Source organism: Thalassotalea sp. HSM 43 (assembly GCF_004752005.1).
Classification (GTDB): domain Bacteria; phylum Pseudomonadota; class Gammaproteobacteria; order Enterobacterales; family Alteromonadaceae; genus Thalassotalea_A.
The window spans coordinates 2,554,650-2,567,825 of record NZ_CP038493.1; the positions used below are offsets into that span (position 1 = coordinate 2,554,650).

12 protein-coding genes are annotated in these 13,176 nt (G+C 43.2%); 6 read left to right on the top strand and 6 right to left on the bottom strand.

Translation table 11 applies throughout. The annotated features are described in order from the left end of the window. The first annotated feature begins 206 nt into the window (after positions 1-206). From E2K93_RS11005 to E2K93_RS11030, 6 genes are all read left to right on the top strand, one after another. On the top strand, positions 207-1,589 hold the full coding sequence (locus tag E2K93_RS11005) for a PhoH family protein (protein WP_135439139.1): 1,383 nt from the start codon (positions 207-209) through the stop codon (positions 1,587-1,589). Between the two features lie 136 nt (positions 1,590-1,725). Beyond that, positions 1,726-2,238 carry an RNA methyltransferase gene (locus E2K93_RS11010; RefSeq protein WP_135439140.1) on the top strand — a complete coding sequence of 171 codons (513 nt, stop codon included), beginning with the start codon at positions 1,726-1,728 and terminating at the stop codon, positions 2,236-2,238. A gap of 139 nt (positions 2,239-2,377) precedes the next feature. Continuing rightward, positions 2,378-3,445, top strand: coding sequence for a flavin-containing monooxygenase (locus tag E2K93_RS11015; protein WP_135439141.1), 1,068 nt, complete (start codon positions 2,378-2,380; stop codon positions 3,443-3,445). Positions 3,446-3,870: 425 nt separating this feature from the next. Then, on the top strand, positions 3,871-5,649 hold the full coding sequence (locus tag E2K93_RS11020; RefSeq protein ID WP_135439142.1) for an acyl-CoA dehydrogenase C-terminal domain-containing protein: 1,779 nt from the start codon (positions 3,871-3,873) through the stop codon (positions 5,647-5,649). Positions 5,650-5,969: 320 nt separating this feature from the next. Next, the gene (locus E2K93_RS11025; protein WP_135439143.1) at positions 5,970-6,692 is read left to right on the top strand and encodes a response regulator transcription factor; all 723 of its coding nucleotides are present in this window, start codon (positions 5,970-5,972) and stop codon (positions 6,690-6,692) included. Between the two features lie 551 nt (positions 6,693-7,243). Next, positions 7,244-7,567 carry an ExbD/TolR family protein gene (locus tag E2K93_RS11030; RefSeq protein WP_135439144.1) on the top strand — a complete coding sequence of 108 codons (324 nt, stop codon included), beginning with the start codon at positions 7,244-7,246 and terminating at the stop codon, positions 7,565-7,567. A 7-nt stretch (positions 7,568-7,574) separates the two neighbouring features. Here E2K93_RS11030 and E2K93_RS11035 read toward each other — a convergent pair whose 3' ends face one another. From E2K93_RS11035 to ccmB, 6 genes are all read right to left on the bottom strand, one after another. Next, positions 7,575-7,841 carry a hypothetical protein gene (locus tag E2K93_RS11035; RefSeq protein WP_135439145.1) on the bottom strand — a complete coding sequence of 89 codons (267 nt, stop codon included), beginning with the start codon at positions 7,839-7,841 and terminating at the stop codon, positions 7,575-7,577. 107 nt (positions 7,842-7,948) lie between these two features. Beyond that, positions 7,949-10,552, bottom strand: a complete 2,604-nt coding sequence (locus tag E2K93_RS11040) for a TonB-dependent receptor (RefSeq protein WP_135439146.1) — start codon at positions 10,550-10,552, stop codon at positions 7,949-7,951. A gap of 516 nt (positions 10,553-11,068) precedes the next feature. Beyond that, entirely contained in the window at positions 11,069-11,530 is a 462-nt protein-coding gene (gene ccmE / locus E2K93_RS11045; protein ID WP_135439147.1) for a cytochrome c maturation protein CcmE, read from the bottom strand. A gap of 1 nt (position 11,531) precedes the next feature. Beyond that, positions 11,532-11,741, bottom strand: coding sequence for a heme exporter protein CcmD (gene ccmD, locus E2K93_RS11050; protein WP_135439148.1), 210 nt, complete (start codon positions 11,739-11,741; stop codon positions 11,532-11,534). Between the two features lie 10 nt (positions 11,742-11,751). Then, a complete protein-coding gene (locus E2K93_RS11055; RefSeq protein WP_135439149.1) occupies positions 11,752-12,492 on the bottom strand; it encodes a heme ABC transporter permease in 741 nt (246 codons plus the stop codon). 1 nt (position 12,493) lies between these two features. Then, the gene (gene ccmB, locus E2K93_RS11060) at positions 12,494-13,174 is read right to left on the bottom strand and encodes a heme exporter protein CcmB (protein WP_211183415.1); all 681 of its coding nucleotides are present in this window, start codon (positions 13,172-13,174) and stop codon (positions 12,494-12,496) included. Between the last annotated feature and the right edge of the window lie 2 nt (positions 13,175-13,176).

The following is a 13,176-nucleotide window of genomic DNA, read 5'->3' on the forward strand; positions in this document are numbered from 1 at the left end:
AATATAAGCATAGAATCAATTTAAAAATCTTCATCTATATTTCATATTTGCCCCTTGTAAGTTCTGTAAAAAGCTGTCAGATTGGTTTTAAGGATGGCTACAAAAGGAGGAATACAGGCAACATACTCTTACTTTAGCGAATGCTGCTCTGCCAGTGGGACTGGTAACAACATTCAGTTAAACCACTAAGCGCTGTAGGACTAACTATGATAGAAAAAAGCACCCTTTATGTACTAGACACCAATATTCTTCTCCACGAACCTTTCGCTTTTCTCTCCTTCGATGAACATGAAGTTGTGGTACCCATGACGGTACTCGAAGAACTCGACAGTATTAAAGACAGACGCAAAGACGTCAGTCGTGATGCTCGCGTCGCAATACGAGCTTTAGAAGATGTACTCAAAGACTCAACACCTGAAGAAGTTTTAGCAGGTGTGCCACTACCCAACACCAGTGAAACACAAGCGAATCCAGGCACCTTGTCCATTTTTAATGACTTTGGCTTGGAAGAAAAAAGTGGCGCATTGTCCCACAATGAAAACGACAATCGCATCATAAACAGTGCTTTGTATTTGCAAGAACATAACCCAGACAAACGCGTTGTCTTGGTGACCAAAGACATCAATATGCGTCTTAAAGGTAAAGGTGCTGGACTTGCCTATGTAGAAGATTATCGTACTGACCAATTGGTTGACGATATTAAATTTCTTACCAAGGGTTATCACAAATTCACCGGCGAATTTTGGCAACAAGTCGAAGACTGTGACAGTGAAACCACTGGTCGTTACACGCAGCATCTTATTGACAAAGACATCGTTCCCGGCGCCTTTATTAATGAATACTTAATTGACGAAGATAAAACCTTTGCAGGCAAAATCGTTGAAATACGCGACGATAAGTTAGTGGTTCAAGATCTAGGTTATGAGCGTTTAATGGGCCGCAATGCCTGGGGTATACATCCAAAAAACATTTATCAGGGCATGGCATTTGATGCGTTGCTCGATCCAGATATTGACTTAGTCATTCTGACTGGGCCTGCCGGTTGTGGTAAAACCTTATTGGCACTGGCCAGTGCGTTGGAAAATGTGGTTGAACGTGGCGCCTATGAGAAAATCATTGTTACCCGTTCAACACCAGAGATAGCGGAATCGATAGGTTTCTTACCCGGTACCGAAGAAGAGAAGATGGCACCCTGGTTGGCAGCCATCACTGATTCTTTGGAAGTGTTACATAAGCAAGATGAAAGCATGCACGGCAGCATGAACTACATCATGGAAAAGGCCAATATTCAGTTTAAATCGGTGAACTTTATGCGTGGTCGTTCATTGCAAAACGCGGTGGTCATTTTAGATGAATGTCAAAACCTTACTGCGGCGCAATTAAAGACTATCATCACGCGTTGTGGTCAAGGCACTAAGTTAATTTGTTCTGGTAACCTAGCGCAAATCGATAGTAATTACTTAACCGCGTTAACTTCAGGTTTAACCTATATTGTTGAACGCTTTAAAGATTACCCTGGAAGTACCACGGTAAATCTTAATGGTGTGGTACGTAGTTCATTGGCCTCTTTTGCCGAAGAAAACCTGTAATCGTTACAGCGACTCAATGGTCGACATTAAAAAGCTTGCTTCGGCAAGCTTTTTTGCGTTTAATTGCCCGGATTTAATTGGTAAATAGAACCTTTACCAAGTAATGACAGCTAAGTAATGTGAATAAGGTATCCAAATGACGACAAGCAAGGTACATATTGGTTTAATCAACCCCAAAAGCCCCACCAATGTCGGCTCAGTGATGCGTGCCAGCGGCAACTATCAGGTGGACGCTGTATGTTATAGCGGTCAACGGTACAGTCACGCAGCGAAGTTTCATACTGACACCAAAAACATAACGCAAAAGATTCCGTTAACCGAAGTCGAGTACATTATTGCCGGTAAACCGCAAGGCGCAACCATGGTCTGTGTTGATCTTGTCGAAGGGGCAACGCCATTACCAGACTATCAACACCCAGATAATGCCTATTATGTCTTTGGTCCAGAAGATGGCACTATCAGTCAAAGTGTTATCGACAGTGCTGACGATGTAGTCTACATCCCGACCATAGGTTGCATGAATTTGGCGGCTACGGTGAATGTGGTGTTGTACGATAGACTAGCAAAATCGGCCAATAAAATAGCCGGTGACGAGCTTATTCGCAGCAGTCGAGATATTAATAACAAGGTGAAAGTGAAATCACCATAATCTTTTTTTAAGCGGTAAATCGTTGCAAGTTTACACTTTACCTAAATTAGTCTCGCGTTAATTTAGTGCAAAACTCCAATTAGCCAATCCATGCTGTTACCATGTGCGCGTTTTTACGGTGAATAAGGTAATAGGTTCTATGTATCAGTTTATTATTGTTGGTGGTAGTCAGGCAGGATTGGCCATGGCGCAACAATTACAAACGTTAGACGCGTCATTTTTGGTCGTCGATGCAGGTCCTGAAGTCGGCAGCAGTTGGTTATCTCGTTGGCATTCGCTGACCTTATTTACCCCGAAAAAATACAATAACCTGCCTGGCTTAGCATTTGAGTGTGAACGCGAGTACCCAAATAAGGATGATGTAGCGCACTATCTAAAACGTTACGTTGAAACCTTTAATATTCCGCTTCAATTAAACACCAAAGTTGAAAAACTCACAGGTCAACAAGGTGCCTTTACCTTGCATACCAATCAAGGCGAGTTATCGTGCCAACAAGTCATTGTTGCAACCGGCCCATTCCATACGCCTTTTTTGCCGTCATGCGCCGAGCATATCAGTGATGATATCGTTCAAATCCATTCACGAGAATACCAGAGCCCAGAGCAGTTGCAGCCGGGCAAAACCTTAGTCGTTGGTGGCGGTGATTCTGGGGTGCAGATTCTAAAAGAGGTCGCGCAAACCAACAGAGATTGCTACATCTCAGGTATCTGCAGTATGGCATCGTTACCGCAACAGTTTTTGGGAAAAACCTTATGGTGGTGGTTAAAGTCATTCGGTATTTTGTCACTCAACAAATATTCCTATTTAGGCAAGCAGATAAAAAAGCGTATGCAGCCAGTTATTGGTACCAATGTAAAAGCATTGCTTAGCAAAAGTAATGTGACGACCTTGCCACGCATTACCGCAGCACAAAATAATAGGCTTGATTTTGAGGGTGAATCCATCGCCGACATTAAAAACATCATTTGGGCCACAGGTTATAAGCCAGATTATCGTTGGCTTGGTAATATTGAGTTCGATGAAGCGGGTTACCCGGTTAACTACCGCGGCGTTGGTGAGTGTGCCGGTATGTTCTTTATCGGTTTACCTTGGATGCATACTCGTGGCTCGGCAACATTAGGTGGCGTCGCTAAAGATGCAGAATACCTTAGCCAATACTTTCAACAGCAACAACTGGCGCGTCCGCTCAACTCTGCCATTGCTTAGTGCATCCCGTTAACCTATCAAGGTGATGCATCAAGGTGATCTGCGTGCACCATTATTTCTAATTGCTCATCAAATCTACCCATAAAGACACTCAACGCCTGTCATAACAATGCGTTGCTTTCGTCATGCCTGACATAATATATCTTATTTAAAATCAGTTGGTTACTTGGTTTTTTACGGGCTGGTCTTGCTCGCTGGCATTGTCTGGTTTTGTTGTTGTCGATGGCCATCAGCCAAGATATCGCCCTGTCTGGGGCAAATTATTGACATTAGCTCTTTACACATCCGTCCAGTTATAGCATTATTCAAACAAGTGTTTTAATTGATGGTTTTAATTTTAAACTAATCTCAATCTATTGCCGTATACAATCTAAACTAAATAATAACTTTGGCGATAGGCGTTAAATAATTTTCAGGAGGCCGACGTGGCTGATTATCAAGTACCTTTAAAAGATATGAATTTTCTGCTTTATGATGTATTTAAAGCGGATCAAATGTGGTCACAACTACCGCAGTTGGCAGAAAATATAGATAAAGAAACCGCTGACGCTATTTTGTCGGAATGCGCAAAAATTTGTGAGCAAGTCATTGCACCTATCAGTCGTGAAGGTGATGAAGTTGGTGTTAGCTGGGATAACGGTGAAGTAACAACCGCACCGGGCTATAAAGAAGCGTTTCAAACCTACGCTGAAGGCGGCTGGATTGGCTTAGGCGGTGATACCGAGTTCGGTGGCATGGGTATGCCGAAAATGCTAACTGCTCTGCAAGAAGAGATGGTGTGTGGCGCCGATATGGCATTTTCTTTGTACCCTGGGCTTACCAGCGGTGCGTGTTTGTCACTGGCGAAACATGGTTCAGATCAATTAAGAGAAACCTACTTACCGCGTATGTACAGTGGTGAATGGGCAGGTACTATGTGTTTGACCGAATCTCATGCTGGTACCGATTTAGGTATGATTCGCACCAAAGCCGTGCCAAGTGACAATGACACCTATAAGCTAACCGGCTCGAAAATATTCATCACCGGCGGTGAGCAAGATTTAACCGATAACATTATTCATTTAGTGCTGGCGAAACTTCCTGATGCGCCTGCCGGCTCTCGCGGTATTTCCCTATTTCTTGTGCCTAAATTTAAAGTAAATGCCGACGGCAGCCTGGGCGAACGCAATGGCGTATCTTGCGGTAGTGTTGAGCACAAAATGGGTATACATGCGTCGGCAACCTGTGTTTTAAACTTTGATGATGCGGAAGGCTATCTTGTCGGTGAGTTAAACAAAGGCTTAGCGTGTATGTTTACGATGATGAACTACGAGCGAATTGGTGTTGGTATCCAAGGCTTAGGCGCTGGCGTACGTTCGTATCAAAATGCCGTTGAATACGCTAAAGATCGTGTACAAAGTCGCAGTCTAACGGGCACGAAATCACCTGATAAAGCAGCGGATTCGTTAATGGTCCATGGTGATGTGCGTCGTATGTTGCTTACCATGAAAGCGATTAACGAAGGTAATCGTGCTCTGGCGATGTATATTTCTAAGCAGTTGGACTTAAGTAAATACGCCAGTGGTGATGAACAAGCCAAAGGTGAGGCCTTAACGGCGTTGATGACACCGTTGGCCAAAGCATTCTTCTCTGATTTGGGCTTAGAAAATACCATTGCTGGTCAGCAAGTTTTTGGTGGTCACGGTTATGTGCGAGAGTGGGGCCAAGAACAGCTTGTTCGTGATGCTCGTATCGCGCAAATTTATGAAGGCACCAATGGTGTGCAAGCAATGGATTTAATTGGTCGTAAATTAGCCGCTAACCAAGGTGCATTCTTACGCGTATTTGGTGAAGAAGTTGGTGCCTTTATTGCTGCCAATCAAACCCCTGAAATGGCGGAGTTTATTCAGCCACTGGCTGTAGCTGTAGAGGATTTCGTGTCACTGACCACGGATGTGCTTGGTAAAGCGGCGAAAAATCCTGAACAATTAGGCACAGCAGCGTGTGATTATCTGCATGTGTTTGGCTATACCGCAATGGCCTATGTATGGGCTATGATGGCGAAAGCGTCACTTGAAAAACAAGACAGTGATGATTTCTATAAAGGCAAATTGGTTACGGCGCGTTATTTCTTCGCCCGTATCTTGCCTCGTCGATTGTCATTGGCAGCATCAGCAGCATCAGCGGCTGAAGTGGTATTCGAATTAGATGACGAGCTATTTTAGTCATATAGATGAATGATATTAATTGAAAGACCGAGGCCATTGCCTCGGTCTTTTTATTTATGTGCCCGTAAATGTAACAGCTAAATATTAATAAAAAGCCATAAAAGCCACTCAATCGAGACGCGTTCACAGCTTTTAACGCCATTTCTTTGTTGTGCCATGACTTTTAAGAATATCAGGTTACAATTGTAAACAGTTTTAACCATTTAGTTGATCTAGTATTTAGGATTAGTTTAAAAGGCGGATTTGTATCCAAAATACGTTATGCGACGTGTCAAAGATGTAATTCCACACCCATACTTTTGCCAAAAGATTGGAAAATGAATAAAGATTTAGCTTCGGTGAGCGAGTTTTCAACCATAATGATCGTTGAAGATGACAAGGTATTGTCGTCTCTATTGAAATCATTTTTAGAAAAATCTTCCCATGTTGTGCATCAGGTGTTTCGTGGTGATCAGGCTGCGCGCAGTCAAATTAAGATCCAACCGGATCTGATCATTCTTGATATAGGTTTACCTGGTAAAGATGGTTTCAAGGTTTGTCACGAATTGCGAGCGACTTATAGTGGTCCTATTCTATTTTTAACATCGAGCGATAGTGAGGCTGAGCAATTAGCCGCCTTTAACGTCGGTGCCGATGATTATTTGGTTAAACCGACCAGTCCGCAACTTATTGGTGCCCATATCGAAGCTTTATTGCGTCGCAGTAAAGGTAAAAGCGCCAGTAATAGCCGTCAAAAAGTCACTGTTGGTGAAATTACCTTGACGCCAAGTGAGCAAAAATGTGAAGTCAGTGGCAATGAAATATCACTCAGTGTGTTTGAGTTTGAATTGCTAAGCTTGCTGATGTTTAATGCCGGTAAAGTGTTAACTCGCGATGATATCTACAAATTATTGCTTGGCAGAGAATATGACGGGTCGGAACGTTCTGTTGATGTGAGGTTGTCGCGTTTGCGCGATAAATTGGTAAGCCAAGGTGTAGAAAAAACCCAAATTAAAACCATTTGGGGTAAAGGTTATCTATTGTCAGCAGACGACGAATAAGCGAATTACCAACATAAATTTTGAACAAACGAGGCTTGGCCTCGTTTTTTTATATCTATTTAACCCCTTTAAGGTTTCTCGAGCGTTGTTGTAACAGAGCCGTTTAAATTTAGCTGTTTAGATTGAGCGGCGGATTGGCTTGGTGATGGTTAGGCAATAACAAGCAAGCAACTAAGCAAACGAGCAAACGAGCAAAAAAACAGGGGAATTATATGTTGGCGAAAAAGCGCAATCACATAAACCAAGACGCAGGCGTAGATATGACGCCAATGTCAGGGCGTGTTGACCATTGAGGTACGAGTTTTGTTCAATCTAAATACTTTGTGCACTAAATAGTTGTCACGAAGCATAGCCATCTATGCAAGTTATAACTATTGAAGGGCAAGAAGTTTTTAGGAAGAACCCTTTGGGCTGTGTTTGTTTGATATTTCTCCTTTGTTAACGCCTATTCGTTTAGATAACTAAACTTCACAGTCGTTGCCGCGAATAAATCTCAAACAACTCACTGCAAAATCGCACAGCAAAGGTCAAAACGCCCTTATGTATTTATCATGCTAATCTTTTTTATTGTCACCACCTCGTTTGTCAAAGAATCGGGGTTGGACTTACATCGTCCGCAACTTAATAACACCAATGCCGATCCAGCGAAGCCGTCTATTTTAGTGCAAATCGATAATAACGGGGCAGTCTATGTCAATAATAGGATGGTTGATGTTGAGCGGGTAAGTGCCAGTTTGCAGTTTTTGTTGGTCAAACAACCAGTGTCGACGGTGATGATATCTGCCAGCGCACAAACCACACATGACGTCGTTGTCGCGGTAATGGATCAGATTAAAGAAATTGAAGGTCTTGCAATCGCCTTAGTGTCTAAGTGACACAGCATTAACAATTACGTGTTATTTGATTGTCCTTGGCTTGGCATTTGTCCGCTTCGATATTGAGTAAAATTAAGGTGAAAATCGACAACGCTAATGAAAATATTGTGGTCAGGCTGTAATTATAAGAAAAACTCGTTATTTCAAGCAGTTCAGCAATACTCCATGAGCATGTGCTTAAGCCAAAAATTAACAAGAATAAAGCGAGCGTATAGGCATAAGGCGCCTGTGCAAATCGTTTGCTTTCTTCTCGTATGAGTTTTTTGAATGACATGGTGTTTACCTAAGTTTTAATCAATATACGTGTGAATAAATTGAAATTTAAAAAAATAGAAGCGATGGCTTATGCCATCGCTTGCTGATTTTAGTTAACTGCTTCGCTTAGAACTTGATAGTAGCGCGTGCGAAGAAGTAACGACCCATAGTGTCATATGTGTACGGGTCTGTATTGGCATCGTTATTACCAGTGTAGTAAGGCGCCTCTTTATCAAACATGTTGTTAACACCACCAGAGAAAGTTAGCGTTTCGCTGAAGTGGTAAGCACCGTTCAAATCGTGGTAGACAACGCTTGGTGTGGTCGGCGCGTAACAAGATGATGGATCATCCAAACATACGGCGCTGTCCATACCTGAGATATAACGAAGTTTATAACCTGCATCCCAGTTAGAGCCACTTACGTCTACTGACAAGTTAGACTTGATTTCAGCGTAGCTACCGATACCACCTGTGATAACACCGGCATAATCTACCGTTTCACCGGTCGCTTCAACTTCGTACTCGTTTAGGAACGTGGTATCTAGACCTGTTCTCCAATCCAAACCGAACGCATCAAATGCATAAGCGATGTTTAAATCGACACCAGAGGTGTTTTCTGCACCAATGTTTTGCAGTTGGTTGTTAAAACTAATACGGCCAGTATTGTCCATGCTGATGTCAGCTGATTGACAAAGTGCCGAGTCTTGATTGATCGGGGTACCAGAATTATCCAAACATTGGTCAACAATGTATTGCGAGTCTACTTGCGTGATCGCGTTGTCGATTTCGATTTGGTAGTAATCCGCAGTGATTGATAAACCATCTAACCACTCTGGCTCGTAAACCACACCAACTGTAAAGGTATCTGCTTCTTCAGGAGTAAGCTCTGAGTTACCACCAACGGTCACTTCAGCTTGCTCTTGATCCGTTGCCGGGTGTGAAATTTGGTCAAACGATGGTGACGCACCACCGTAAAGCTCGTCAACTGACGGCGCACGGAATGCTGTTGAGGCGACAGAGCGCAACATTAGTTGGTCGTTTACTTTCCAAGTTAAACCAAGTTTCCAGGTTGAATCGCTACCGAATGTCGAGTAGTCAAATGCACGTACCGCGGTACTGATTTCAACATGCTCAGCAAATGGCAAGTCAGACAATACTGGAATAGCCAATTCTAAATAGGCTTCATTTACATCGTACTCACCGGCAGTTGGGTCAACTTTCGGGTCATTTGCCATACCTTGTGAGGTTAACGAGTCAGGCGTGTACCATGCTTTTTCAGTACGAGTTTCTAGGCCTGCTGCGAAACCTAAGTAACCTGCTGGAAGTTCCATAACTTCACCGGCAAGTGAACCAGCAAGAACAAACATTTCACTACCACCACTGTTTACTTCAGTGTAAACGTACTCACCCATGGTTTCTGGCTGCCATGACGACTGATCTAGCGGGTTGAATTCACCGGCTTCAATGTCTTGCTGAATCATACCCATATTGTGCAGGTTAGCTAGCTTGTCTACAGAGTCATTACGGCCAAAGGTTACTGATGTATCCCAAGTCCAACCGTTATCCAATTCACCTTCTAAACCTGCAACAACGCGCACGGTATCAACCGTTTGTGAAAACTCACGAGCACCGGTGTCGGTCATACGACGACCGTAAGATATCTCGTCACCATAGTTGATGCCGTGCTCTAGTAACGAGTCACCCATCCAGTCTTGGTATTCAAAATCAAACCATACAGGCTGAGGTGCCATTTGTTGCTCTGACCAACGCTTTGAGTACATCATTTCTGAGAAGAACATGGTGTAATCAGACACTTCATAGGTACCTAAACCTGTGATGTTTAGTTTTTGCATTGGTGTGTACAAGTAGCTTTCTGGGTTGTAGTTATACTTGTCGTCGGCACCAAAATCGTGCCAGCCACCGCCTTCTTCACCTTGCAAGCTCTTGTCACCTGACCAGATGTGACCGTATGGCGTGTAGCTTGAACCACCACAGGCTAGTTCAAGATCACCGTTACCGTTTTCAACTTCGGTGTAATCACACTTAGTGCCATCGCGGTCACCCATGCCTACTTCACCACGGTCCATATATTGGATACCAACGACAACATTACCTTTGTCGAAAGAACCACCCATGGTGACGTCGATGCTAAACTCTTCACCGTCGCCTTCGCCTGAGATACCACCAGAGGTATTGATCTCAAAGCCTTCAAAATCTTTCTTTAGAATGATGTTCACAACACCTGCAACAGCATCGGAACCATATACCGCAGAAGCACCATCTTTAAGAACTTCAACACGTTGAATCATAGAAACAGGGATGGTGTTCAAATCAACTGATGACGACGCACCGGTACCTGAATTGATCATACGACGGCCGTTAACCAACACTAGGGTACGGTTAGAGCCTAAACCACGTAGGTTGATGGTCGCGTTACCACCTGAACCGTTGTTAATGCCTGGGTTCGTCATTGCACCACTTGCTGCGGTGGTTTTTTGTAATACTTGGTCGATTGACGTTGCACCTGAGGCAAGAATTTCTTCAGCACCAATCACAGTAACAGGACTCGCTGTTTCCATATCGGCACGCTTGATACGAGAACCGGTAACTTCAATGCGTTCTACATCGGCTGTTTCATTTTCTTCAGCTTTGGTGTTCGCTGCAAACATCGTCGTCGATGCTGCGGCACCAAGCATTAATGCTCTTGTTATTAAATTCTTATTAAACATAATTTACTCCTGGGGATAGATAATGAGCGTTAAAATTTTTATTCGCTCGTTACGTTCGGTCACATCTTATGAGAAATGTGTAACCAAGGAGAATGCTATGTAACACAGCCGCAAGGGCTGTTAATGATATGTTGCGCAATGGCTTAAGATGTTGATTATTAAGCCTTATTTTTGCTGTTTTGACGAGTGCTATGTATTGTTGGTTAGATATTGAGCAATGTGCGTTTGCTGAGTAGATGACCAGATAATATAATTTTATCTAACTAAAACAGTATCTTGAGGAAAAATGTCGGAAAATCGCCATCTGTAACAATATGTAATCAACCTTGCTGGCTGTTGCAAACTTGAAACATTTTAAGCCCCTGATTTGCTTGTTTTTTGCACTTTGCTTGAAGGTTTTTTCTGAAATTGGCACATTTTTTGGCCGGTTTGAGAATGTAACTGGTATCAATTGTTACCATAGAAACAAAAAAGTCCGCATAAGGCGGACTTTATAAAAGACTTAATATGGTGTCTCTAGTTATAGGTTGGCTTTTGGTGATGCTTGCCAACTTTTTCAGCGATTTCTTTTGGCATGTACTCTTCGTCATGCTTAGCCAAGACTTCACTTGCTTCAAGCACCGTTGGTTCTATTAACGTACCTTGTGCAACGATACCCTGACCCTCGCGAAATAGGTCTGGCAAGATGCCATCGTATTTAACTGTGATCATCGGCCCGGTATCAATCAGCTTAAATTGTACTTTTAAACTTTCTGAGTCTCTGTTTACTGTACCTGCGACAACCAAACCGCCAACACGAATACGTTGACCGACTACGGGCTTTTCACCGGTATCGTCTTTACCGTTAACGATTTCTGACGGGGTAAAGAACAAATCTATGTTTGTGCTAAGTGCATACAGCGATAAACCGGCAACAATGGCCACACCAGCGAGAATGGAGCTAATAATGGTTAATCTTTTTTTACGACGAGGATTCATACTACATACCTTGTTTACGACGTTCGGCGGCTTGTTTAAGTTTGGCCTCACGTTTGAGTCTTTGCTTAATTTTTTTAAACAAAGCGTTTTGCATACCCATACTGTTGATGGTTAATGCGGTTAGCAATACCGCGCAAAACGCATAAGATAGCCAGACATAAAAGCCATAGCCACCCATATTAAAAAATTCACTTATGCTGTCAAATGCCATGCTATTTCTCCTACTGAGCCTTCATCGCAAGTTCTTTAACCCAAGGGCGCATGGCATTTCGTTCGATAATTTGTGCTCTGAATCGAACGCAAAATAAACTGCCAACCAAAAAGGCGAAGCCGAGAAAACATATCAAAAATGGTATCAGCATATCCGTTGACATCGATGGCTTCTCAAATTTTGAGATGGTTGCTCCTTGATGCAAGGTGTTCCACCATTCAACCGAATAATGAATAATCGGCAAATTAATCACACCTACCAATGCCAATACGCTCGCCGCTTTACCTGCCAGCGCCTTATCATCAAAGGCATTGTGCAAGGCAATGACACCAAAATAGAGGAATAGTAAGATCAGCTCTGATGTTAATCGAGCATCCCATACCCACCATGTGCCCCACATTGGCTTGCCCCAAGCGGCGCCTGTAAATAATGCTATGGCGGTAAATACCGCACCAATCGGTGCGAGTGCCGCAATAGATGCCTCAGCGAGTTTCAACTGCCAAACCAGACCACACAATGCGGCAATGGCCATACCTAAATAAATGCCCATAGATAACATGGCAGATGGTACATGCAGATAAAAGATGCGAACGCTTTCACCTTGTTGATAATCCGCCGGAGAAAATAGCAAGCCGAATGCCATGCCAACCGTCAATAAAATAATGGCGATAGCCGTCAACCAAGGTGTCAGCTTACCGCAAAAATGGTAGCTGATTTCTGGATTAGCGTATGGGTGTAACCATTTCCACATATTAGTTTGTACTCACTTTCAAAGCGGCGCTTACCGCAAAAGGTGCCAAAGTTAGAGAACCAAAAAACAACGCAGCAATCACTGCCAGTTGGCCATTATAGGGCAAATTCATACTGGCTGCATCAATGGCGTTAGTGGCGAATATAAGTACCGGTATATATAAAGGCAATACCAGTAAACTCAACAACACACCGCCTTTTTTCAAGCCAACGGTTAATGCTACACCGATAGCCCCTAATAAACTTAATACGGGTGTGCCCACCAAAAGGGTTAACATCAATGCGATAAAGCTTTGCTCATGCAAATTCAGCAATACGCCGAGTAATGGCGCGATGATAATCAACGGCAGCCCAGTGATCAACCAGTGTGCGGTTATTTTCGCCAAAACTAAGATGAAATTCGGACACGGGCTCAATAGCATCTGTTCTAACGAACCGTCTTGGTGATCATTTTTAAATAATCGTTCCAGTGACAATAAGGTGGCGAGCAGGGCGGCAACCCAAATAACCCCAGGTGCAATTTTCATTAAGGTATTGCTTGCCGGGCCAATGCCTAACGGAAATAAAGAACAAACAATAATAAAGAACAGCAACGGGTTGACGATGTCGTCGCGATGACGAAAGGCGATGGTTAAATCGCGTTTCAAAATCAGCATAAAGGCAGAGCTATAGGATAATGACATGC